Source organism: Paraburkholderia sp. BR13444 (assembly GCF_040948755.1).
Lineage (GTDB): Bacteria > Pseudomonadota > Gammaproteobacteria > Burkholderiales > Burkholderiaceae > Paraburkholderia > Paraburkholderia youngii.
The window spans coordinates 26,240-48,830 of record NZ_JBFPKM010000012.1 but is presented as its reverse complement, the minus strand read 5'-3'; the positions used below and the strand labels follow the sequence as shown (position 1 = coordinate 48,830).

The following is a 22,591-nucleotide window of genomic DNA, read 5'->3' as shown; positions in this document are numbered from 1 at the left end:
TTCTTGCCACTGCCATAACACGCGGGCCGGCGCCCGACGGTGCCTCGCACGGTCGGGCGCCGGCCTGCCACGATCAGAAGCGATAAGTCGCACCCACCTGGAAGAAGCGGCCCAGGTTCGTGTACAGCGATTGGTCGTAACCCGTGATGTCAGGAGTCGACTGCCATTCGACGTCGAACGGCGGCTTCCTGTCGAACAGGTTCTGGATACCACCGTAAATGGTCCAGTGCTTGAAGCCGCGATAGGTGGCCACCAGGTTGAACTGACTGTACGAGGCAACCGACAGCGTGCCGCCATCGCCGAACTCGGCCGCAACCGCGTTCGTGTAGGGGCCCGTGTACTGCCACGTGAGCGTGGTGGTCAGTTGGCGGTAATCCCAGCTCAGGCTCGTGTTGCCCTTCCAGCGCGGGTTGCTCGCGCCGAACGGCTGCAGCAGCGCCAGGTTGTTGCCCGCGAAGTCCTGAGTCTCGCCACCGCTCTTCAGCTTGAAGTGCCAGACGTACGCCCAGTCTCCCGACAGCGTGAACGTGCCGTACTTCGTGCCCACGCTCTTGCGGAAATCGAGGTCGAAGCCGTCCGTATCGAGCGAGCCCAGGTTCACGAACGGCATCTTGATGTAGCGAATGGTGCCGTCCGGGTTACGCACGACCAAATTCGGATCGTTCGCCTGCAAGATCGCGTTCGGATCGGGCGTGCCGATGACGCTGTCGATGTGCACCTTGTAGAAGGCCGCACCGAAGTCCGTCGTCGCGTCCGGCGACAGCGTAAAGCCGATGTTGTAGTTCTTGGTGTGCTCAGGCTGCAGGTTCGGGTTGCCGGTCGTCTGCTCCGTCGTGAAGTGTTTGGTGGGCACGCCGCTCGGATCGTTCGGGTCCACCAGGTTCTGGTGGGCCAGATAGACCGATTGCGCGTTCTCGACCGCCGTCGGCGCGCGGAATCCGCGGCTGTACGAAGCGTAGGCCGTCAGCATGCGAATCGGCTGGAAGCGCAGCGCGAAGCTCGGCGAGAAGGCGCCGCCGAAATCGCTGTAGTGGTCGTAACGGCCCGACTGCGTGAACGTCAGATTGCGGATGATCGGAATGTCGACCTGATAGAAGGCGGCCGCGACGTTACGCTCGCCGTCCACCGATTGCACGTTCGCAGGTGCTGTGATGCCTTGCGTCGCATAGGTCTGCGAGTTGATGACCGTCGACTCGTGACGGAACTCAGTGCCGACACCGAGGCCGACGCCGCCGGCCGGCAGCGTGAACAGACTGGTCGTCGAGGCCTTCGCGAGCACCTGGTCAAGCTTCGTGATCGACAGCTGGTTGTCATCCTGGAACACGCCGTTCAGGCCATTCGGCGTGGAACCCGGGTTCGAGAAATTGTAGGTGCCGTTCGCGAGCATGTTCTCAAGGCCAGCCACATTTAGCTGGTTGCTGAAGGTGCTTGCGACGGTGCTTTGCGAATGGGCGTACTCTGCCGACCAATCCCAGTTGCCGAACTTCGCGGTGTCGAACGAACCCTTGACGCCCGTGTTCGCCATCAGGAACGTCGAGGTTGTATCGGTGACTCGTTTGTTGTCCGGGAACGTCAGGTTGATCCGCGTAGGAACGCCGAAGGGGTTGAACGGGTTCGAAGCCGAGACGGTGCGCCCGACCGGCGAGACCGTGCCCGTCGACGGGTCGAACACGTTGGTCTGGCTGCTGAGCGACGCCGGACCGTTCAACTGCACGGTTTCATTGCGGCTCGCCCAGAAACCCGCATAGGCTTCGGTGGTGTCGTCAATCTTGAATGTGCCGCGCACCTTTGCGTTCAGGCGTGTCGTTGACGGGATCAGCGACGTGCTGTTCGCCACGTTGTACGTACACGACTGGCCGCCCGTCGCCGTCGCGTTGCTGCCCGGCGGACACGGATTGAACGCCTGATGGGTGCCGTCCGCGAGCTGCCAGTACGACTGCTGATTCGGACCTAGCGGCGCCGCGTTACCGCCCGGGAACTGCGTGAAGTCCTGGTTTTTGGTCATGTCGCGGTCGGCGAGCGTCGAGCCGCTGTCGCGGTAGTAGCTCGCGGCCGCCGTGATGTTCCAGCGGTCGGACGTCAGGTTGCCGAGACCGCCCAGAACGCTGAAGGTGCCCTGAGCGTTACCGGGATGCTGGGCTTTGCCAAGCTGGCCGTCGATCTGCAAGCCCTCGAAGTTCTTCTTCGTGATGATGTTCACGACCCCCGCGATCGCGTCCGAACCGTACACGGACACGGCGCCCGTCTTCACGATTTCGATGCGCTCCACGATGTTCATCGGGATCGTGTTGATGTCGAAGAACGTGTCGGTGAAGTTGACGGGCTGCGCGTAGTTGGCCACGCGCTGCCCGTCGATGAGCACGAGCGTGTATTTTTCGCTGAGGCCGCGCAGCGCAAGGCCCGCACCGCCCGGTGCCGAGCTCTGAGCCGTCGATTGCGACCAGCTGCTTGCGGAGTTGACCGCTGTGCCGCGCAGGAAGTCGGCCACGGTTGTGTAGCCGCTTTGCTGAATTTCCTTCGCGGTGATGACCTGAACTTCAGTGCGGCCTTGTTTGTCTGCGCTGCGGATCAGAGAACCCGTCACCTCGAACTTCTGCAGTTGCTTCACCGAGCTGGTGCCCGCCGAAGCGCCCGATGCTGCGGTCGGTGCGGCGGCCGTCGCATTCGCGTCTTGGCCATCCTTCTGAGCGGAGGCAGTGTCAGCTTTCGTCGCCGCCGCGGTTGCTGCCGGTTGAACCTGTGCAAACGCCGTGGTCCCAAGCGCAGCTGTCAGCGCAATCTCTGCCCACACTATTTTCCGTATGGCAGATCCCAAAACCGTGAGTTTCATTTTTTCCCTTCGTGTGTCATTGACCCAAGTCGACATGCCAGAGAAGACCTTTGGCACTTTCCCCCGTGCGGCACCCGTCCGAGACCGCCCCGTTACTTCATGACGCCCGCATACCACCGACTATGCGAACAACCAAAGCCACTCCTGAACCACTTCGTCGAATATCAAAGGAGACCAAAATGTACATATTGAAGTTGCTGAAAAATCCAGGGAAAACGAATCCCTAACCATCGTTCGCAAGGAATCGATGGATCACTCTGTATTCAACATAGATTCATACACTTAGGACTGTCAAATGTATGAAACGGAGATTCGCCGCGAACGCAGCGAAGCCACCAATGCTTAAAACAACCTCGGCGAACCTACCCAGACAATCACGGTTTCTTCGTTAGCCGCATTGGCCCAGCCGTGTGGGACCGTCGACTCGAAGTGCGCGCTGTCACCCGGATCAAGCATAAACGTACGACCCTCCAGGCTCAGCGAAAGCCTACCGCTGAGTACATAGAGAAACTCCTCTCCAGCATGTGTCGTCACTTCCGACGGCGGCTGACCAGCAGGCATTCGGACGAGAATCGCGTCAAGCTGCCTGCCGACCGCTGCATTGGTGAGGCGAGCAAACCGATTCGCCGAGTCGGCAAAGCTGAAGTACTGCCCTTCGTCTGCGCGGCGCACGGACTTCGCTTCGGTCGGCGTTTCGACGAAGTACTGCATCGTTACTCCAAGCGCTTGCGCAATACCGGCCAATGACGAAATGGACGGTGTCGCCTGCCCTCGCTCCACCTGGGAAAGGAACGGCTTCGAGATTCCGGCCGCCGTTGCAGTTTCGTCCAAGGTACGCTCGAGTCGCTTGCGCAGCGCTCTTATCTTGCTGCCCATCACAAGAGGGGCGTTGCTTTTTCTGTCATCACGTTTCATGTCTGTAACCAAAGATATCAGTAAAAAAACCGCGTCAAAATTTGTTTGATGACAGCAAAATATTTCTTCTTTTAGGCCACGCTACGCCAATGCGCCGTATTGGTGCTTGCACTCATTTCACTTCAGCGCGTCGCTCGAGCTTTGAAGGTAAAAGCGGCATTGCGCCCCCGGCTGATCAAGATTGCTTTGTTTATCAAATGAGTAGCGTCGCCGGGCGGCAGCCGAAATAAGAACGTTGGTTGAGAAAACCTGAAGTTCCAGCCTTCGGAAATTCGCCGCCTTGGCGCAACGACCTTAGACACAATTCCCCTAAATGCATCGCATTGGGGATATCGCACCAAAAATGTCATGGCTTTCTCTATGCACAGAACGTCGCTTTAGATTACTTCCTCTAGTCAACCCTTCTTGCTAGTTTTAATAATTAGATAGCTAGCGCCCACCGTTCGAGCCGAACGGAGGCGTGGAGTCATGGTGCGAACACCGCCAGCATGGACAAGTTTAGTGGAATCGAGCTTCACCCAAAAAAATAGGAGCGGAATCGTGCATGACTTGCCGTTGAGGAAGTGAAGTGGCCAGCGTAAAAGCCCTTAGCAAGATGAACGAACGAGCTATGCAACGGCATCGCTCATGATCACCCCAGTCGTCGTTGACCGGAAGTCATGGCTGTTCGCCGACACCGTTGCCGGGGCGCAAGCCAGTGCTGATCTTTACTCGCTCGTCGAAAAACGCCGACGACTATGCCGGGCTCATGCCATAAGTACTCCCCGGCTGCGCCTGGCCTCCGAGGGACGTCGGCAAGCGACCGCTTACGATCTATCGTCGCAGCAAGAACCTCCGGGCTGTGCAGCTACTGCGTGGCCACACAAACTGGCAGGTACGGTGCGCTACCTGCATCGAGGTAGACGACGCACCTGAAATGGCAGAACAGACTAAGCAGTAGGATGATGGCCCGTCAGCGATGGGACGCTGACCGGCTACTTTCAGAGATTCACGACGCCCCGCGGATTATTGATAATGCGCAAATCGACATTGACGGCATTTTCTTCAAAAGGCAACATGCTTCAATGAATTCCAACGCGCTCAATGTCATCACCTGCACCGTGACCGGCAGTGGTAAGGCGAGGGGAGCGCGACGTCCATACACCGTACATAGCCTTTTCCAACGGCCCCGCGAATCATGACGGGGGCCGCGTCTTTTACGCCGCTCCGAATTGCGTTGGCGCAAATAGGAATGATTGCATGCATGACAGAGTACGTGTTTCCGTTCTCGGTGACGTTGCCGACGTGCCGTTTTGGCCGCTCGAATCAAGGAGCGTTGCGTGCTGACGATACGAAAAGCGAATCGCGATGACGCGTTCGACGCGTGGGATATCCGTAAAACATCGGTGCATGCTGCGTGCGCTGAGCATTATCCCAGAGCGGCCCTGTCGGCGTGGGTCGATGGCTCGCCAGGCGACAAATGGGTTAGCGTTGTCGAACGTGACTTCTATGTCGCCGTCGATCGGGGATCGGTTGTCGGAACAGGGATGCTTACGCTCGCCAGCGGGCAAGTCGACGCGATCTTCGTCCGGCCGTCTCATATGGGTCGCGGCATTGGACGCAAGATGCTGGATTTTCTTCAGGCGTTGGCCGCCGAGCACGGCCTTGACGCAATGCGGCTCGATGCGACGCTGAACGCGGTACCGTTCTATCGTAAGTGTGGCTGGTCGGGCGATTCGGTTTCAACGTACCGTACCGCGCGCGGACTGGAATTGGCTTGCGTGCCAATGACGAAGCTTGTCATCGTGGGTGGCTAAGGTGCCTCTCTTGGCCGACGACTGTTGCCCGCAGGGGGTAATGGTCGGCGGCGGATTGATATGACTTTCCGTGTCAATCGCGATCGGTTCTCGGTTTTGGTTCATCTGAATTTCCTGAGGGCGACGTAGCAGTACGTCTCGACGGTGGGTCACACTGATATCCGCGGGTTGGTTACCGCATTACTGTGGTCCGCCCTATGAGCCTGCCGCTGCCTCAAGTCGCAAATCGCATTAGATGTGTTGCATAATCCGCTCGCGGGTTACTCGGGTGCCGGGCTACGCCGCCTTCAGGAAACTCTCAGTGTCCTCGTTAAGATGATGGAGTGTCAGACCGGCCCGGCATCTTTCGGTATGGCGAGGGACATCGCCAGTCTGCTGATGTCCCAGATGAACCCTGAGAGTTCTCGCGCAACGGCAACCACACTGGTGTTCACATTCTTGCCGCGCGCTGCGAGCTTGCGATATCGCCGGCATAGCCGCAGTTGGGCATCCCATGCGCGGTCAATGATCGGTTTCGGGATTCCTTCGTGGCGGCGTTGAATGTCCGGGCTCACCCGAGCGGGGTATCTGTAACTCCACGCAGCCTCCACGAGCAGCTTTCTTGCATAGCTGTTCCCGTTTTTTGTAATGCTGCCTTGACGGCGCCGGTCTCCTGAAGAGTGTTCGGAGGGCGTCACCCCGAGCCAGGCCATCAGTTGACGCGGATGCTCGAATCGCGACAGGTCGCCGAGTTCGGCGAGCATGCCTACGGCCGTGGTGAACTGAATGCCCCGCATTGCCTGCAGGCCCAGTACCGCCGGATAGAAGCGCCAGTTGACGACAGCCTCGCGTAGTGCCGCCTCGAGGCGGTCGCATTGTGCGAGTCTGTCTTCGACGGCACGGCGGCACTCGTCAAAGGCCAGTTGTTGCCAGTGGTTGGGGAACGCAAAGGTGCTGATCCACCTTCGATGTGCCGGACCCCAGTTGGCGCTGCCGGTATAACGAACACCGTGGGAGAGCAGAAAGGACTTGACCCGCTGACGCGCGTGTTTGAGATCCGCTTTGGCGGTAGCCCACGCCCGGGCCAGATCCCGGAATGCCTCATCTTCGACGCCCGGCACGTAGACTGACGAGAGATCACCTGCGCGCAACGAGCGCACGAGTTTGAGGGCGTCGCGGCGGTCGGTCTTGACCCGCTCGCCTGGTTTCCTCGGAATCAGCGACGGGGCACATACCATGCAGTCGAATCCCTTCTACACCAGTTGCCGGTATAGACCATAGCCGCATGGCCCTGCTTCGTAGACGATGCGAACGTGCGTCGCCTTGGACTGCACGCGCTGGCACAGGCGGTCGATGTCAGTCTTCAAAGTGCCGATCTTGCCCAGCAATTCCACCTCGCCTATCCCGACGGCGTAGGCTGCCGTGATGGATTCCTTGTGGACATCCAGACCGACGTACACCGTGTTATCGTGTCCCATGCTGGCCTCCGTGCTGGAAATCGCCGGGTGTCGCCCTCGTGCACACCATGCGGCTCTGGCAGCAATGCTAACCCGCGTCTGGTTTCTCACGGCGGGCCAGCCACCACCTCACGGAAAGTCATACTGCCTCAACCGGTCGATGCATGTTTCTAATTCGTCGACATATGAACAAACCTCGACGGAAACCTGAGATGCTGCAGCGGCCAACAGAAATCCAGATTGAATCAACCCGGCTCCTGATTAAACCGTTCACGGCCAGCGACGCCGATGCCGCGTTCGCATGCATCACCCCTTCGCTCACCCGTCACATGGCCTGGGACACGCCAGCATCCCGGCAAGACTTCGACGAGGTCTGGCAGTCGTGGATACCGTCGATAGACGACGGGTCAGACTATGTATTCGCGATACGGCACCGCGCAGACGGGAGTTTTCTTGGGTTGGCCGGACTCCACCGCGTACGCATGGAGAGCCCGGAACTCGGCATATGGATTCGTGAAGATCGTCATCGAAATGGCTTCGGCCGCGAGGCCGTAACTGCTGTTGCGCAATGGGCAACGCGAACCATTGGCTGTGCAAGCTTCACCTATCCGGTCGCAGAAGAGAACCGCTCGAGCCGGCACATTGCCGAATCGTTAGGCGGCGTCATCGTGGAAAGCCGCGTGACGCCAAAGTACACATCCTGCGTTTACCGAATTCCACGCCTGCCAGTCACAAACCAGGTGTAAGCGGTTCGGCCTTCAGATCGACATCCTTCGGCACGGATGTCGCTCGGCTTTGTGTTGCAAGCAGATGTTTGATACGTTTTCAACAATCTCCACGATTCCATTCGATGACGATGCATCTCAGAGTCGCACGGCCCGTTTCCGATCTTGCCCGTACTGAACGCATGTATTGCTCAGCGCTTGGTCTGGCCGTCCTCGCCAGATTTCAGGATCATCAGGAATTCGACGGGGTGATGCTTGGAAGTCCCAGCATGGACTATCATTTTGAGTTTACCCATTGCAGCGAACATCCCGTGATGCCTCGCCCAACGAGTGAGGACTTGCTGGTGTTTTACATACCGGATCGACAAGTGTGGAGGGCGATGTGTGATCGCCTTGTCGAAAATGGATTTGTTTGCGTAAAGTCGTTCAATCCTTACTGGGACGTGTCGGGTCGAACATTCGAGGATCCTGACGGCTATCGGCTCGTCTTGCAAAATGCAGCGTGGAGCGCCTGACCTTATCGCGTATCGGTCTTCTTACCGGCTGTCCGCACGTCTTGTGGGGTCGCACTGAGGCGACCGCCCCCGAAAATTTCCCTCATCACGGCTGACAATGACCTATCCGATAAGCTATCGACGCGCGACAATCGAAGACGTTCTGACAATCTGCGAATTGGGTCAAATTTTGAATGCGAGCCACCACTTAGCACGCCCCGACATCTACGCAGATGCCACCACAGAATTCGGCCGCGACGAGCCGCACTGGCTCGCCAGCCTCCAAGGAGAAGATCGAGCGACGTTTCTTGCGGAGTTTGGCAGCAACGCCGTCGGTTTCATTACGATTCAGGTGGTGAAGCCGATAAGCCCGCTATTGCAACCGATGGTCGTCGGTCGCATCGGTTCCGTCGCGGTTTTAGAACAAATCAGAGGACGCGGGGTCGGCAGCTCCCTTATTAAACTCGCAGAAGAGTGGGCGCGGAAGCAGGGTGCCACCGATATCAGACTAGCCGTTTGGGAGTTTAACGAACAGGCGGTCAATCTGTACCGAGAATTGGGCTACGAGATTCGCGCGTTCGAGATGGGAAAGCGGATTCGGACCTTGTTGGATATTCCGTGCGCCTGAGCCGGCGACCGGCGACTGCGGCCCGGAAGTGACGATATTGATCGCTCACGATGAAGATCCGTTGGGCCCCTTTCCGGTAGGCTCAACTTATTTCCGCCCTTCCGACGGCGCCGCCAGCTTTGCGTCCGTGAAGATAGAAAGGTAGGAGCGAAAGCTGCCAGACTGGTTCAACGTTCTCGAATGTGGTTGATTAGCGATGTGAGAACGTGGTCGACCCATACCCCATTGATCCTCAGATAGGAACGAGCCAAGCCTTCACGCTCAAACCCTAGCCGCTTCAATAGTTGTTAGCCGACGGCTGTCCCTGATGGCGCACAACAACAACTGAGGAGTCGCAGTGCATCTACTCCTATTTTCGCTTGGAACCTTGGCCCTGATTCGCCAACTGTTCTTTCCCGCTGCCGGCTCGACACTGGGTTCGAGTGCTCTCCAGGTTCACAGTCAGGCCCAGGAAGGGACGAACGCTGCCGACAAACAGTTTGTGGAAACGTCTGGTGGGCGACCGAAGGCGTGGTGTTCGCTACCGTCAACATTCCGGGCGGTTCAAACAATTGTACTGACGTCTGGTTCTCGGGTAAGAAGCCGCAAACTCCGGACTGGGCGAATATGACTTCGCGACAGGCTACGGAAGTCGCGAACCGTACGCAGGCAACCATCGATTAGCTGAACAACGCGTTCGACCAGGCGGAAGCACAGAAGGCAACTGCACTGGTAATCGCTGTGCAGGCGGACATGTGGAATGCGGAAAACCTGGGCAACAATTCCCGTCTATCGGAATATGCCCAGCACGTGGACATCATTGCTCGCCGTACCGCTGAATTCGGCAAGCCTGGCCTCGTCATCAACGGGGACACCCATCTGTACCAGTCCGATAATCCGCTGATGCCGAATCAGACGTGCGTCCACGAAAACGCCAAGCCCGCTACGCAAGTCTATGCATCGATTGATCGGATGCGCACCGCGCCGCAAACGCAATGCGCTCGGCGCGCCAGTCACGCGCGCGCAGACGCTCTTCGTATCGATGCTGACACACATCATCGATCTGGGATGGCCGGCGGCATCGTCCTGCAACTGGCCGATGCGCATGAGATCGCACGGGCAATCATCGCCCGCGACAGGAAACAGGCTCGCGGGCAGATTGCCGAGTACATCGCGGGCATCAGGACGTGGCTCGAGTAGTGGGTGGCCACGCCGGCCGCTTCAACGATCGGCGATCTCGATCCATCGTCCGCTGCGGCCGGACTCGATCACCGCCTCCACTACCCGGTGCGCGTGGGCAGCCTCTTCGAAGCTCGGCGATGGTGTGCGCTCGTGCTTGATCGCTTCGAGCATGTCGTGAAACATCCAGCCCATCGACACCATGTACGACGGAGCATTCTGTTTCGAGAACCCCGTTCCCGGCACGGCGAAATAGTGCTCCGGGGTTTCGAGCCATTCGCCCGCGGCCGTGCCGAACTCGAACGGCTCCGGCTTGCCCGCATAGAGACGCGATGAAATGCCATCGCCGAACGTAGGATCGACGTAGAGCAGGCGTCCTTTCGTTCCCCACAATTCGGCACGAATGCCGGGGCCGTCGGCGACTGCCCAGCTTGTCTGGATCGTGCCCAACGCGCCGTTTTCCATGCGCAACACGCCGCAGCCGAGATCGGCGGTGTCTGGCGCGTACGTGCTACCGTCCGGCAAACGCCATTGCTTGATGCCCGTCGTGTCCGACCCGGTCGCCGCCTTCACACGGCCGAGCAATGGCATCAGAAACAGGACCATGTGGCTGCCGAAATTGCGCCATGCGCTGCCGCCGCTTGTGGATTCGGCTAACCACTTGTACGGCGACACGCCGCCACCAGGATAGGAGGCATGGGGATAAATGAATCCATCGTGGTTACGCAATGGCTGAAGAAGCTGAAAATTGAAACCGAGTGGCTCGCCAAGGAAGCCCTCTGAAACAAGCTTCAGCATGTGCATCGCCGCGGGCACCCAGCGGAACTGCGCGTCGACCACACCGACCAGCCCTTTTTTCGCAGCCAGTTCGCTCTGCGCGAGCGCATGCTCCGTATCGACCGCGAACGGCAGCGCGTCATAGACGTGCTTGCCCGCGTTGAGCGCGGCCATCACCATGTCATAGCGATACGAAGGCCGGCTGCCGACATCGATGATGTCGAGAGTGGGATCGGCGACGAGATCCGCGACGCCCCAATAGGCGCGCGGCACGCCGAAGGCTTTCGCCGCTGCTTCGGCGGTCTCGCGGTGCGCGGTGCAGACTGCCGCCACCTCCACATCCGGCAATAGCCGCCAGGCGCTGCCATGCACTTTCAGGCTCCAGTTGGCGCCGATGATGCCGATTCTGCGTGTCACGATCGTTTCTCCATGTCTCGTTGCTCCCTGTCGTTGGTCAAAGGCCTGGCGGGTCCAGCCGCCGCTTTGCCTCGGCCCGATAGCCGCTGATGATCGATTCGAACTCTCCCCAAACGCTTTGCGGCTGGTCGAAGTGCGTCGTGTCATCGATTTCGGCCAGATGTCGCTCGATGTCTTCCGGCGTAGGAGGACGGCCGTGCTGGCTCAACCACCCATCGGCCTCGCCGACGAAAACGCGTGCGAACCGCCCGCCCGTTGCCGTGTAGAGCGCGCGATTGGCCTTGCACCGTTCACTTGCCAGCCATATCGCCATCGGCACGACGAATTCGTTGCGGATGCCCGGCGCGACCAGCGCGAAATCTTCCGGCATACCGTGGTGGAAATCGGCAGGCCATTCGTCGCTGCCCTGACCGAGCCGGCTGGCGCCGCACGGGAGCAACGCGTTGACCCGAATGCCGTACTTCTCGCCTTCCACGCCGATACTGTTCATCAGCCCCACCAAACCGGCCTTTGCGGCACCGTAGTTGGCTTGCCACACGGAACCAAACATCGCGGATGCGGAACTGGTCAAGACGATTCGCCCATATTTCGCGGCCTGCATCGCGCGCCACGCTGGCTGGCCCACATAAAATGCGGCCATCAGGTGAACATCCATGATCGAGCGAATCTGCTCGTCGGTGAGTTCCTCAAATGGCGCGTTGCATAGAAATCCGGCGTTGTGAATGAGGACATCAACCCTGCCGAATGCGTCCAGCGCGGCGTCCACGATTGCAGTTCCACCGGCTCTCGTCGCGCAACTTTCATGGCAGGCGATCGCTTTGCCACCTGCGGTTTCTATTTCTTCGACGACACCCAGAGCCGCGCTCCGGGCACCGATGTCCGACAGCACATTGCCGCGCGGATCGGTTCCCAGATCGTTCACGACGACGGCGGCGCCACGCGCCGCCAACGCCTTCGCGTAGTCGCGGCCCAATCCGCTTCCCGCGCCAGTCACGATCGCAACGCGGCCGTCGAAGCGAATTGTCGAATCCGCATCCAACACGTCCTGCGCGTTCATGCCGGCGCTCCGGCATCGACGCGCAGTCGCTGCAGCTTCATGCTCTTGATATGCCACTGGCCGTCGATCTTCTCGTAGGTCTCGACATAGTGGCCGTAGCCGTGGAGCGTGCGATTCGGATATCCCGAGTCCGCTTCCCAGCGCAACATGTCTTCCATCGCCCAGATGCCGCTCGCCGTCGTGCCCGACGTGATCTCGATTTCCGGACAATGGCCGTGATGAACACTCACGCATTCCGCAAGAGGAACACTGACTGCCTGTTCGATTTTTTCCCTGCCGACAAGAATGCATCCGGGCACGTCATCGCTGATATCGAACCGGGCATCAGGCGCGAACACGGATTTGAATCCGTCCCAGTTCTTTGTGTCGATGCAACGGAAATAGCGCGCTTTGAGTTGCTTGATCTCCTCGATTGCAACGAGCTTTTCGATGTCGGTCACTCGGGTTCCTCCATTGATCGACGCGGTCGCATCGGAGTCTTTATCGAAACCCGCTATCGCGTGTTCCGCTGATTGCCTTGATGTTCTTGATCAACAATAGCACCGCCAGTACCATTATTCAATACATGAGATTGCGACACGCTTCGGTCGCGCACATCACTAAACGAAAGGACAAGGCGAATGGGTATTCTGGATCGCAGAGGCGCACTTGAAGGTCGCAGAGCGGTGTTGATTGGCGGCGCCGCAGGAATTGGAAGAGCGGTCGCCCTGGCACTAGGCGAGGCCGGCGTCGATATCGCTTTGTGCGACATCGATGACGAAGGCATTGCGGCCACATCGGCGCAATTGCGAGCGCTCGGCCGCCGCGTGCTCGGCATGCACGCGGATGCCACACAGCCAGAGCAGCTCGCGCAGTTCTATGATGCGACTGCGGGCTTCTTCGGTGCGATCGAACTACTCGTGAACGTGGTTGGCGGCACTGGTATGCAGCCGTTCATCGAACGCACGCAACGCGATTGCGCGGACGACATTCAGCGCAACTTCGGCTACGTGATTGAATCCATGCGTCACGCAGTGCCGCTGTTACAGCGCGGCGGCCGTGGCGGCTCGATCGTGAACTTTACGACCATCGAAGCGCATCGCGGCGCCGGCGGCTTCGCAGTCTACGCTGGCGCGAAGGCCGCAACGACCCACTTCTCGAAGGCAATGGCCTGGGAGCTCGGGCCGCTCGGAATCCGCGTGAACCTGATTGCGCCCGACACGACGCCCAGCGCGGGCAACGCCGCGGCTATTCCCGAACCCTGGCGCTCCCTCAACGCCGATGCCCCGCCCGAGTGGTGGGCGAAGGCCTTCGAGATGTACATCCCGTTGCAAGCTCCTCCGAGTGCGGACGATCTGGCGAATGCCGTATTGTTCCTCGCGTCTGACCTTGCGAAATCGGTCACGGGTCAGGTGCTGCATGTGGATGGAGGCGCCGCGGCCGCCCTCGGCATGTTGCGCTGGCCATACGACGATGGCGCAACGCTCCCCGTTCCGATGGGCGGCACCTTGCGCAAACTGTTTGGCTAATGCCGTAACGAAAATCGCGACTACTTCCGATCCATTGCGCGCGGAAGTATGCCGTCGAGGAACAGCGTAAGCGCGAGCTCTAGCGCGGCATGCCGCTCTTTATCGCGAAGCGGCTCGCCAAGGAAGCTGGCGAGGCCGCCACTCGTCAGCGCGCCAAAGCACGCGGCCGCCGCGCGCGGATCGGAGACCACGATCTTTCCATTGATTGCCAACGCAGTGAGATAGTCAGCGATCGGAGCCAACGCCCTGTCTTGCTGATCGACGACGTCTTCGAGCATCTCGTTCAGTTCCTCTCGCGCCTCGCTTACCGCCCTCCACATCGCGCGTATGCTCGGGTCCGCATGATAGGACTGGATGATTTCCCCATAGTCGCGCAGCACGGAGCGCGGCGAACGACGTGCGTCGGTGGACACGTTGGTGAGCGGATCGAGCAGCAGCGGAACGCCGCGCTCCATCGCCGCGCGCAGCAGGCCCGCCTTGCTTCCATAGCGCCGGTAGATCGTAGACTTGCTCGCGCCAAACGATGCCGCAATGCCGTCCATCGTCGCGGCTCGATAGCCGACGGCCATGAACTGTTCCAGCGTATGGTCGAGCAGTTCGTCCTGGCGCCTCTCTGCATCGGCCTTGAATGGGCGACCCCGTTTTGCGCGTGGTAAAGCCTCCCCCTTACGCGCGGCTCGCGATCCTTTTTCTGCGCTCATGACTTGTCGATAGATGATGCGTATGGCTCGCCGGTATTGGAACCATTTCGCGTCAGATTGTAGCCTGGGGGTCGCAGCCGCCTGAGCCTCGTGACGCGCTGCTGCCCGCTCTATCGTCGCCGCGCTGGCCGTCTAGGTCATCAGTCTGTTCAACCGGCTCGACGCCGCCACCGCGTCGTCAATGATCTCATCGAAAATTGCCTCGACCTTCCGGACCGCGTCAGCAAAGACCGCGGCGTGCCCGTAGTCGATCATGCCTTTGCGGGTGTCGCCAGTCACGTAAGCCTCGTGCGCGAGCGCGCCCATCACGTGCGGACGGAACCGCTCGAACTCGCTCACCTGCGCACGATCCAGTTCCATGACCGCCTCGGCGCTCTCGTTGCGCAGCACGCGGTGGTGATCGCGAATCGCAGACTTGACCACGACGCTTTCGCTGCCGTCGCCCGCCACGACCTTCGCTTTGACCTCGGGATGAATCCATAGCTCCTCGGCGACCATCATGCGAGTACCCATCAGGACCGCGTCGGCGCCCATCGCGAGCACCCCTGCAAGCTGCCGCCCGGTGCCGATGCCGCCGCCGATCACGACCGGCAAGCCGATTTCCCGCGGCGCCTGCGCGGCCTGCACGATGCTGCCGATCTGGTAGACGCCTGGATGGCCGCCGCATTCATTACCGACGACGATCACGCCGTCGACGCCCATCCGCGCCGCCGTATGTGCATAGCGCACGGCGGGCACCTTGTGCAAAACCTTGATGCCCGCCTCCTTGAGCAGCGGCACGACCGCCTCCGGGCTCGCACCGGCCGTCTCCACGCAGGCAACCTTTTCTTCGATCAGAATGCGGATCTGTTGCTTGACCCGCTCCACGCCACCCGCTTGCCGCGATATGTACAGATTGACGCCGAAGTTCCTGGCACCGGTGAGCTCACGGCAGGTGCGCAACTCATTGCGGAATTCGTCGGAATCGGGAAAGCCCGCGCCGACAATGAAGCCCATGCCGCCTGCGTTGACCACCGCCGCGACATACCGTGCGTCGGATACGCGCGGCCCGAGACCGCCGCAAAGAATCGGGTGGCGAATACCGAGCAGATCGGTGATTCGCGTGCGGAACGTGTGGGGACGCATGATGCCATTTCCTCCCGCACGTCAGCGAAACGAGATCGTGTGGCCGCCATCCACCGCGATCGTCTGGCCGTTGATATAACCGCCCGAAGGCGAAGCGAGCATCACGGCGAGCCCGGCGATCTCCTCGACCTCGCCGAAGCGCTGCGATGGATTGCGGCCACGGTACCATTCGACCATCGCCTCGTCCTCCCATTGCGATCGCGCCATCTCGGTCTTGAACGTTCCGGGCGCGATGCAATTGGCGGTGACGCCCTTTGCTGCGAATTCCATCGCGAGGTTCCTCACGAGCTGCATGTCGGCGGCTTTGGTGAGCCCGTAAGTTCCCGTCGCGACATCACCGAACAGTCCAACCACGGATGCCACCGAAATGAAGCGGCCATAGCCACGCTCGATCATGCCGGGCACGGTCAATTGCGCGAGCCAGATATTGCTCTGAACGTTGACCTGCATGAACTTGTTGAACGTTTCGTCTTGCAGATCCAGGGTGGATCCGATCCACGGATGAATCGCCGCATTCGCCATCACGATATCGACTCGGCCCCACTCGCCGTTCGCCGCGGCCACTAGTCCTTGCAGTTCGGCTTTCCGGCCGATATTGCACGCGAACGGCATGGCCACGCGGCTGCCGATCTTATCGTTGATGGTTTGCGCGGCAGTTTCGCAGGCGTCGGCGTTCCGGCCGGAAATGACGACTTTCGCGCCGTGCTCCGCCATGCCGAGGGCGCTGGCGTAACCGATGCCGCGACTCGATCCGGTGACGATCGCGACCTTGTCGGTGAGGTCGAATAGTGATGAGCGCATTGGTATTCCACGAAATGAGCGGACGGATGAACACGAGACTCGGCGAGCGGAATTAGCCTTGCTTGCGTTTCTGCTGAGCGATGAAAGCCGACGCGATCTGATGATGCTCGTTGCTGAGCGTCGCCGCCAACTGCCGCGCAAGCGTCGTATCGAGCACCTGCGCCGCACTGCGATGTAGATGGAGATTCATCAGCTTCTTGGTTTCACGCAGCGCGCTGCGTGGTTGCCTGAGCAGCTTTTCAGCGAGCGCCAAGGCCTCGTCCATCAGCTTTTCGGGCTCGACGACGCGATTGGCAAGACCGAACTCGACCGCCTGCTGCGGTGTGATCCGGTCCCCGGTGAAGATCAGTTCTTTCGCTCGCAGCAGACTGGTGTAGAGCGGCCACGCCACGGAGATCCCATCACCGACGACCAGACCGATGTTGATATGCGGTTCCGCGAGAAACGACTTCTCCGACATCAGAACGATGTCGCACAAGGTCGCCATTGTCGCGCCCCAGCCGACGGCCGGCCCGTTGACCGCAGCGATAAGCGGAATCGGCACGTCGATGAAGCCGTGTATCGTTCGACGTGCGTTCTCCTGGACCTGCGTGGCGAACTCGGGGTCGTCGAGCGTCTTGACGAAGTGATGCATGTTTCCGCCAGCGCTGAACGCTCGTCCCGCACCGGTGAGAATGCCGACACGCGCGTCGGAGTCCGAGGCTAGCGCAGCAAAAAGCTTGGGATAGTTGAACAGCATCTCCGTGGTCGACGCGTTCAGATCGTCTGGCCGATTGAGCGTGATGATGCGCAGGCCGCCGGCGGCTGTCACCTGAATATCGTCTGGAAGATCGTAGAGATTTGTCATGCGGGTACCCACGTCCCTTGAGTTAAGCGCTTTGGTTGAGCAGCCGGTTATTTCCCCACCTGCCACGCCATGCCGCCATTCTTCTTTCTTTGCGCCAAAGCAGCCTTCTCGATTCGCAAGGCCTCCTCCAGTGAAGTTAGCGCACCCTGATCGATCACACGCTTGACCGTCGCGACGAGATCGGGCCGGCGGCTCGCGATCGTCTTCGCGAGTGAGCTTGCCCGCTCCATCAGTTGATCGTGGCCGACCAACTCGTTGACGAGGCCAATGCGCAAAGCCGTGGCCGCGTCAATCGGCTCACTGGTATAGCTGATCTGCTTCGCCCACCTCGGACCCACGATATATGGCAATCTCGCAGTCATGCCGCCGCCGGCGAGCGCGCCGATTTTCGTATGCGTATCGGCAAAGCGCGCGCGCTCGGACGCGATGATGAAATCGCATCCCATCGCAAGTTCCAGACCGCCGGTAACGGCAGCGCCGTTGACCGCCGCGATCACCGGCTTGGTGATGCGCGGCCACATATCGATCATTTCCGCGACCCACGAGCGCGGCGCATCGGGCGCCGAGAAGTCGTTCAGATCGAGCCCCGCGCAAAAGGCCGGATCTGCGCCGGTCACGATCAGCACACGCAGGCTTTCGTCCGCTTCGAAGCGGTTCAACGCGCCGACGAGTGCTTCGGTCAATGCAAGGTTCAGCGCGTTGCGAGCTTCGGGCCGATTCAGTGTCAGCGTAAGAACGGCGTCTTCTCGAGTCACGCCGAGCAAATCGGTTACTTTCGCGTCCATCGCAATTCCTCGATAGGGTTCACGCCAGCGCAGCCAATACCTCGCACTGAATCTGGCGCGCGTAACGATTCAGGTGATAGTCCATGTTGCCGAACAACGCGCCGAGTACCAGATGGCGGCGATAGTGATGGCCGACCTTGTATTCATTCGTAATGCCGTAACCGCCGTGCAACTGGATGCCTTGCTGCGTCACGAACTTCGCGCTGCGAGTGGTCTGCGCCTTGCAGCCTGAAACCTCGACGCTTCTATTTGGCCCGTTCTCGCTGAGCGCGAGCAATGCGCGATGCAGTGTTGCTCGCGCCTGCATCGCATCGATCGCCATGTCGGCCATCCGGTGTTGCAGCGCCTGGAAGCTGCCGATCGCGACGCCGAACTGCTTGCGGGTCTTCAGATATTCCGAAGCGAGTTCGATGGCATCCTCCATATCGCCTACGAGTTCCGCACAGATCGCGACGATCGTTTCGTCGACGGCGGCCTGCAGCCCTTCGAAGGCATTGCCCGCTTCGCCTAAGACATCGGATTGCGCCACCACGACGCCTTCGAGCAGCAAGTCGGCCGATGGCGTGCCGTCGAGCAACGCGCAGGTCTTGAGCGTCACGCCTGCCTGCTTCGGATCGACGACGAAAATACCGATGCCATCCTTGTCGCCGGCCGCACCGGCCGTGCGTGCGACGACGAGGAGGCGATCGGCGACAGGTGCGCCCACCACGAGCGTCTTGTAGCCATCCAGCCGCCAGGTCCCGTCGGTGGTCTTCTTGGCGGTGGCCGTCACATAGTGCACCTGGCCTCGCGCCTCGCGTTCGCTGTGCGCGACCGCATAAACAACCTCCCCCGAGACGATCTCGGCAAGCAGCGTCTCGCGCTGCCCTTCGCGCCCACAGCGAGTCACCAACGACGCGGGAAACACACCGCACATCGCATACGGTTCCAACACCAGCGCGCGGCCGATCTGCTCGGCCACAATGGCGCTTTCGACGGGCGAGAAACCGAGCCCGCCCATTTCCTCCGGAACCGCGATACCGAGCCAGCCCATTTCGCCGAGCGTGCGCCACGTGTCGCGCGAAAAGCCTCCTTGTTCCGAGGCCAGTTTGCGGCGATGTTCGAACGTATAGCTCTTTTGCACAAAGCGCTGCGCGCTTTCCTGTAGCATCCGCTGTTCGTCGCTCAACTCAAAATCCATGCTGCACCCTCTTTCTGCCGGCAATTGATGCGATTCCCCCCAACGGGAATCGACGGATGTTCGTGGATCGACTCGAGCTCACAGGTCGAACATCGCCTTGGCGATGATGTTTCGCTGAATTTCGGCCGTCCCGCCATAGATCGTGCAAGCACGTCGATAGAAAACCTCTGCCGCGAGGCCCGGCGCGTACTCGGGCCCGATAAACGACGCGTCGCGCAGCGCTCGCTCTTCGTTCGGATCGGGATAGAACACGGCACCGTAGTCGCCGATCACCTCGAGCAGCATCTCGGTCAGCTTCTGATGGAGCTCCGAGCCTCGCACCTTTAGCATGGAGCCGATTGCCATTCCGCCGCTGCGCTCGTCGATCCCTTGATGCAGGATCTTCTGCACCGCCATGTCGATGGCGCGAACCTCCAGCTCGTACTGCGCAAGACGCGCCGCAAACGTCGGGTCCTGGATCAACGGCTTGCCGGCCGCGTGCTCGCGCGACGCGTAGTGCCGGATCTTGCGCAGATAGCGCTTGAGCGCCGGGGCCTCGGCGCCGAGGAACGCGCGCTCGTTGAAGAGCAGAAATTTCGTATACCCCCAGCCCTTGTTCACTTCGCCGATCAGGTTTTCGGCGGGCACGCGCACGTTGTCGTACAACACTTCGGCAAGGTGGTTGCAGCCGTCGAGCGAGCCGATCGGTCGCACGGTAACACCCGGCGACGTCATGTCGAGCAGCAAAAAGGAAATGCCTTTTTGCGGCTTCGCTTCGGTATCCGTGCGCACCAGCACGAAATTCCATTGGCCAGAGGTGCCAAAGCTGGTCCAGATCTTCTGCCCGTTGACGATGTAATGGTCTCCATCGCGAACCGCCGTCGTACGCAGCGACGCGAGATCGGAGCCCGAGCCCGGCTCCGAAAAGCCTTGTACCCAGAACACTTCCCCGCGTTGAATCGGCGGCAGAAAGCGGCGCTTCTGCTCTTCATTGCCGAACTCGCAAATCACCGGGCCAACTAGCGACACACCCGCCTGATTCTGCGCCGGCGCGCCCGCCAGATAGCACTCTTCTTCGAATATGTAGCGCTGCATCGCGCTCCAGCCGGTGCCGCCGTCCGCAACCGGCCAATGCGGCACTGACCATCCGCGCGTCTCATGCAGAATGCGGGTCCAGCGCTGCGAATCGTCGTCGCCTGCGAGAAAGCCCTGCTGCCCGCGAAAGGCCATATCCGCCGGCAGATGCTGCTTGAGAAACGCCCGAACTTCTTCACGGAACGCCAAGTCCGCGGGGTCTACGCGAAAATCCATTGTTTAGCTTCCAGCGTTTTCAGTACGTTGAACTCGATCTGCATCCGCTGCCGCGGCCGCGTTACCGACCAGGGTGCGCGGCGTGGGCGGCACGCGATACAGCTCGTCGACGACGCCACGCCGCCGCTCGAGCACATTGCGTTGGCTGATTGCGCTCTTCGCGCTCAATTCGCCGTTATCGAGCGTCGGCTGCTCGCTTTCGAGCACGATGCGGACAATGCGGGCAGAGCTACCTCCAGCACGCGCGGCGAGCTTGTCGAGCCCCGCCTGGAAGAAGGCGCGCACACCGCGGCTGTTGATGATCTGGTCGACGTCCGGCATCGGATCGTGAAGGTCGTCGCAAAGCGCACGGCACGCTTCGATGTCGGGGAAGACGAGCGCGCTCAGGTATTCGCGGTCGTGCCCGGCGATCACGATGTCGCGCGCATACGGGCCAAACACGTTCAGCGCGTACAGTCGCAACTCCGCGACGTTGACCCATGTACCCGTGGATAGCTTGAAGTTCTCCGCGATGCGTCCGTCGAAACGCAGTCCAAGTTCCAGACGCTGCGGGTCGATGAAGGTTGCGGCGTCACCCGAGCGGAAATAGCCCTCCTCGTCGAACGAGGCGGCGGTGCGCTCGGGATCTTTCCAGTAGCCGGGCGTAACACAGTCGCCGAAAAAGCGGATTTCCAGCTTCTCGTCCACCGGAGCCACTTTCACTTTGACGCCGGGCACGGGCAAGCCCGCAATCGCCTCGCGTCGCGGATCCCAGGCTGCCGACATTGGCGTCGGGCCCGCTTCCGTGCCGCCGATGCCCGACATGATAAGAACGCGCTGGCCGATGGTTCGCACCGCGAGCTCGTCGAGTTGCGCCCAGATGTGCTTCGGCAGGCTGGCGCCGCCGTAGTAGATGAGCGCGAGCTTGCTGAAGAATTTTTTGCGCAGCGCGTCGTCCGCCTTCAGATGCGGAATCAGCGAGGCCAGCCCTTGAGGCGTATTGAGGTAGACGACCGGTGCGATTTCGCGCAACGCCTGCACCGTCGGCCCAATTTCCTCCGGCGTCGGCTTGCCTGGGTCCAGGTAGTACGTACCCCCGCCGTACAGCACCATGCCGAAGTTGTGCGTGCCGCCAAAGGTGTGATGCCACGGCAGCCAGTCGACGAGATCCGGTGGCCCATCCTGAAGAAACGCGAACACCTGGGCGACTTGCTGTCGATTGCTGCACAACATGCGTTGCGGGTAGATGACGCCTTTCGGTACGCCCGTCGTTCCCGAAGTAAACATGATCTTGCCCACCGTATCCGGGCCGACCGCATTGAACGCCTTTTCGACGTCGGCCGTAACCGGCGTCTTCAGCCAGTCGGCGACACGCGAACCGGCACGCCCCTCCGGCAACGGACCGACGACGACACATTCGACGTCGCCAAACACCTCGCGCAACGCACGGCCATATTGCGCGCCGTCATCAGCGAAGACGAGGCCGGGCGTGCATACGGCAGCGAGTTGCCTGAGCTTCGAAAAGTCCTGCGACAACAGCGAATATGCGGGCGTCACCGGAATATAGGGAACCCCGACGTGCAATGCGGCGAGCGCGAACAGCGCGTGTTCGAAGCTCCGATCCGAAAGAATCATCAACGGACGGGACGGCGACAAGCCTCGGTCGAGCAACGCCTGCCCCAGCGCACGCGCGCCGTCGAACGCCTGCCGATAGGTCAGGGACTCCCATGACTTGCCGTCCGGCGTCCGCCGCGCGAGCAGCGCACGCTCGGGTGTGACACTCGCCCAGTGTTCGAGCCGCTCCGTCAAGCGGACGGGATACGGTTCGAGCGGTTCCTTCAGTTGATACACCACGCTTCCATCGGGCCTTCGCTCGACGATCGCGTCCATGCTGCCGAGGCGGATCGGGCGAAACGGCACATCCATCAGGGCATCGTGCGAAGCCGTACATGCATCCATCTGAGTCGTCCTGTTGTTATCTGGCAAGTCATGTCCCGCGCGCGCTCGCATCGCCATCCGATACACGCAAAATCTCGCGGATCAAGATAAACCAATAATTGAACGTCGATCACCATGTTGAACCAGCATAGCGTGAAATCGAACGCGCGTCTATCCGTTGTCACCCACAAGGAAGCCCGGATA

The 22,591-nt window shown here is 60.5% G+C and carries 19 protein-coding genes and 1 pseudogene; 6 read left to right on the top strand and 14 right to left on the bottom strand.

Going from position 1 to position 22,591, the window contains the following annotated elements; translation table 11 throughout:
* Nucleotides 1–73: 73 nt before the first annotated feature.
* Both AB3X95_RS28350 and AB3X95_RS28345 read right to left on the bottom strand, forming a co-directional pair.
* Complete coding sequence (locus tag AB3X95_RS28350) at nucleotides 74–2,830, bottom strand: TonB-dependent receptor (RefSeq protein WP_176369453.1); 2,757 nt, start codon at nucleotides 2,828–2,830, stop codon at nucleotides 74–76.
* Between the two features lie 342 nt (nucleotides 2,831–3,172).
* Nucleotides 3,173–3,745: a helix-turn-helix domain-containing protein gene (locus tag AB3X95_RS28345; protein WP_176126193.1), complete on the bottom strand. Its 573-nt coding sequence runs from the start codon at nucleotides 3,743–3,745 to the stop codon at nucleotides 3,173–3,175.
* Between the two features lie 1,319 nt (nucleotides 3,746–5,064).
* On the opposite strand from AB3X95_RS28345, the gene AB3X95_RS28340 reads away from it, so the two are divergent.
* Nucleotides 5,065–5,541 carry a GNAT family N-acetyltransferase gene (locus tag AB3X95_RS28340; RefSeq protein ID WP_368623143.1) on the top strand — a complete coding sequence of 159 codons (477 nt, stop codon included), beginning with the start codon at nucleotides 5,065–5,067 and terminating at the stop codon, nucleotides 5,539–5,541.
* Nucleotides 5,542–5,867: 326 nt separating this feature from the next.
* Here AB3X95_RS28340 and AB3X95_RS28335 read toward each other — a convergent pair.
* Nucleotides 5,868–6,998 (bottom strand): annotated as a pseudogene (locus tag AB3X95_RS28335) (IS110 family transposase).
* 191 nt (nucleotides 6,999–7,189) lie between these two features.
* Between AB3X95_RS28335 and AB3X95_RS28330 the strand changes: the two are divergent.
* The 4 genes from AB3X95_RS28330 (at nucleotide 7,190) to AB3X95_RS28315 (ending at nucleotide 10,003) form a co-directional block, all read left to right on the top strand.
* The gene (locus tag AB3X95_RS28330) at nucleotides 7,190–7,723 is read left to right on the top strand and encodes a GNAT family N-acetyltransferase (protein WP_176121356.1); all 534 of its coding nucleotides are present in this window, start codon (nucleotides 7,190–7,192) and stop codon (nucleotides 7,721–7,723) included.
* A gap of 104 nt (nucleotides 7,724–7,827) precedes the next feature.
* Nucleotides 7,828–8,217: a VOC family protein gene (locus AB3X95_RS28325; RefSeq protein WP_176121357.1), complete on the top strand. Its 390-nt coding sequence runs from the start codon at nucleotides 7,828–7,830 to the stop codon at nucleotides 8,215–8,217.
* A gap of 97 nt (nucleotides 8,218–8,314) precedes the next feature.
* The gene (locus tag AB3X95_RS28320; RefSeq protein ID WP_176121358.1) at nucleotides 8,315–8,824 is read left to right on the top strand and encodes a GNAT family N-acetyltransferase; all 510 of its coding nucleotides are present in this window, start codon (nucleotides 8,315–8,317) and stop codon (nucleotides 8,822–8,824) included.
* A 732-nt stretch (nucleotides 8,825–9,556) separates the two neighbouring features.
* Nucleotides 9,557–10,003, top strand: a complete 447-nt coding sequence (locus tag AB3X95_RS28315; RefSeq protein WP_368623142.1) for a hypothetical protein — start codon at nucleotides 9,557–9,559, stop codon at nucleotides 10,001–10,003.
* A 21-nt stretch (nucleotides 10,004–10,024) separates the two neighbouring features.
* Here the strand turns inward: AB3X95_RS28315 and AB3X95_RS28310 are convergent, their stop codons facing one another.
* Genes AB3X95_RS28310 through AB3X95_RS28300 form a run of 3 tightly spaced genes read right to left on the bottom strand, consistent with a single transcriptional unit; the run spans nucleotide 10,025 to nucleotide 12,673 of the window.
* Complete coding sequence (locus AB3X95_RS28310) at nucleotides 10,025–11,176, bottom strand: Gfo/Idh/MocA family protein (RefSeq protein WP_368623141.1); 1,152 nt, start codon at nucleotides 11,174–11,176, stop codon at nucleotides 10,025–10,027.
* A 37-nt stretch (nucleotides 11,177–11,213) separates the two neighbouring features.
* A complete protein-coding gene (locus AB3X95_RS28305; RefSeq protein WP_368623140.1) occupies nucleotides 11,214–12,233 on the bottom strand; it encodes an SDR family NAD(P)-dependent oxidoreductase in 1,020 nt (339 codons plus the stop codon).
* Entirely contained in the window at nucleotides 12,230–12,673 is a 444-nt protein-coding gene (locus AB3X95_RS28300) for a nuclear transport factor 2 family protein (RefSeq protein WP_176121363.1), read from the bottom strand. Before AB3X95_RS28300 ends, AB3X95_RS28305 begins: the two co-directional genes overlap by 4 nt.
* Before the next feature lie 180 nt (nucleotides 12,674–12,853).
* Here AB3X95_RS28300 and AB3X95_RS28295 point away from each other — a divergent pair, with 180 nt between their 5' ends.
* On the top strand, nucleotides 12,854–13,741 hold the full coding sequence (locus AB3X95_RS28295) for an SDR family NAD(P)-dependent oxidoreductase (RefSeq protein ID WP_368623139.1): 888 nt from the start codon (nucleotides 12,854–12,856) through the stop codon (nucleotides 13,739–13,741).
* Nucleotides 13,742–13,761: 20 nt separating this feature from the next.
* Here AB3X95_RS28295 and AB3X95_RS28290 read toward each other — a convergent pair whose 3' ends face one another.
* From AB3X95_RS28290 to AB3X95_RS28255, 8 genes are all read right to left on the bottom strand, one after another.
* Nucleotides 13,762–14,442: a TetR/AcrR family transcriptional regulator gene (locus AB3X95_RS28290; RefSeq protein WP_368623138.1), complete on the bottom strand. Its 681-nt coding sequence runs from the start codon at nucleotides 14,440–14,442 to the stop codon at nucleotides 13,762–13,764.
* A gap of 132 nt (nucleotides 14,443–14,574) precedes the next feature.
* Nucleotides 14,575–15,567, bottom strand: coding sequence for a nitronate monooxygenase family protein (locus tag AB3X95_RS28285; RefSeq protein ID WP_184228898.1), 993 nt, complete (start codon nucleotides 15,565–15,567; stop codon nucleotides 14,575–14,577).
* A 21-nt stretch (nucleotides 15,568–15,588) separates the two neighbouring features.
* Nucleotides 15,589–16,368: an SDR family NAD(P)-dependent oxidoreductase gene (locus tag AB3X95_RS28280; protein WP_176121367.1), complete on the bottom strand. Its 780-nt coding sequence runs from the start codon at nucleotides 16,366–16,368 to the stop codon at nucleotides 15,589–15,591.
* Nucleotides 16,369–16,420: 52 nt separating this feature from the next.
* Nucleotides 16,421–17,215 carry an enoyl-CoA hydratase/isomerase family protein gene (locus tag AB3X95_RS28275; protein ID WP_368623137.1) on the bottom strand — a complete coding sequence of 265 codons (795 nt, stop codon included), beginning with the start codon at nucleotides 17,213–17,215 and terminating at the stop codon, nucleotides 16,421–16,423.
* A gap of 47 nt (nucleotides 17,216–17,262) precedes the next feature.
* A complete protein-coding gene (locus AB3X95_RS28270; protein WP_368623136.1) occupies nucleotides 17,263–18,000 on the bottom strand; it encodes an enoyl-CoA hydratase in 738 nt (245 codons plus the stop codon).
* A gap of 19 nt (nucleotides 18,001–18,019) precedes the next feature.
* Nucleotides 18,020–19,180, bottom strand: coding sequence for an acyl-CoA dehydrogenase family protein (locus tag AB3X95_RS28265; RefSeq protein ID WP_368623135.1), 1,161 nt, complete (start codon nucleotides 19,178–19,180; stop codon nucleotides 18,020–18,022).
* Nucleotides 19,181–19,258: 78 nt separating this feature from the next.
* The gene (locus AB3X95_RS28260) at nucleotides 19,259–20,470 is read right to left on the bottom strand and encodes an acyl-CoA dehydrogenase family protein (protein WP_368623134.1); all 1,212 of its coding nucleotides are present in this window, start codon (nucleotides 20,468–20,470) and stop codon (nucleotides 19,259–19,261) included.
* Nucleotides 20,471–20,473: 3 nt separating this feature from the next.
* The gene (locus AB3X95_RS28255) at nucleotides 20,474–22,408 is read right to left on the bottom strand and encodes an AMP-binding protein (protein WP_368623133.1); all 1,935 of its coding nucleotides are present in this window, start codon (nucleotides 22,406–22,408) and stop codon (nucleotides 20,474–20,476) included.
* Nucleotides 22,409–22,591: the final 183 nt, after the last annotated feature.

Coding starts and splice junctions, on each gene's coding strand:
- AB3X95_RS28350 (WP_176369453.1), bottom strand. CDS start 2,830: ATGAAACTCACGGTTTTGGGATCTGCCATACGGAAAATAGTGTGGGCA.
- AB3X95_RS28345 (WP_176126193.1), bottom strand. CDS start 3,745: ATGAAACGTGATGACAGAAAAAGCAACGCCCCTCTTGTGATGGGCAGC.
- AB3X95_RS28330 (WP_176121356.1), top strand. CDS start 7,190: ATGCTGCAGCGGCCAACAGAAATCCAGATTGAATCAACCCGGCTCCTG.
- AB3X95_RS28325 (WP_176121357.1), top strand. CDS start 7,828: ATGACGATGCATCTCAGAGTCGCACGGCCCGTTTCCGATCTTGCCCGT.
- AB3X95_RS28320 (WP_176121358.1), top strand. CDS start 8,315: ATGACCTATCCGATAAGCTATCGACGCGCGACAATCGAAGACGTTCTG.
- AB3X95_RS28315 (WP_368623142.1), top strand. CDS start 9,557: ATGTGGAATGCGGAAAACCTGGGCAACAATTCCCGTCTATCGGAATAT.
- AB3X95_RS28305 (WP_368623140.1), bottom strand. CDS start 12,233: ATGAACGCGCAGGACGTGTTGGATGCGGATTCGACAATTCGCTTCGAC.
- AB3X95_RS28295 (WP_368623139.1), top strand. CDS start 12,854: ATGGGTATTCTGGATCGCAGAGGCGCACTTGAAGGTCGCAGAGCGGTG.
- AB3X95_RS28290 (WP_368623138.1), bottom strand. CDS start 14,442: ATGAGCGCAGAAAAAGGATCGCGAGCCGCGCGTAAGGGGGAGGCTTTA.
- AB3X95_RS28285 (WP_184228898.1), bottom strand. CDS start 15,567: ATGCGTCCCCACACGTTCCGCACGCGAATCACCGATCTGCTCGGTATT.
- AB3X95_RS28280 (WP_176121367.1), bottom strand. CDS start 16,368: ATGCGCTCATCACTATTCGACCTCACCGACAAGGTCGCGATCGTCACC.
- AB3X95_RS28275 (WP_368623137.1), bottom strand. CDS start 17,215: ATGACAAATCTCTACGATCTTCCAGACGATATTCAGGTGACAGCCGCC.
- AB3X95_RS28270 (WP_368623136.1), bottom strand. CDS start 18,000: ATGGACGCGAAAGTAACCGATTTGCTCGGCGTGACTCGAGAAGACGCC.
- AB3X95_RS28265 (WP_368623135.1), bottom strand. CDS start 19,180: ATGGATTTTGAGTTGAGCGACGAACAGCGGATGCTACAGGAAAGCGCG.
- AB3X95_RS28260 (WP_368623134.1), bottom strand. CDS start 20,470: ATGGATTTTCGCGTAGACCCCGCGGACTTGGCGTTCCGTGAAGAAGTT.
- AB3X95_RS28255 (WP_368623133.1), bottom strand. CDS start 22,408: ATGGATGCATGTACGGCTTCGCACGATGCCCTGATGGATGTGCCGTTT.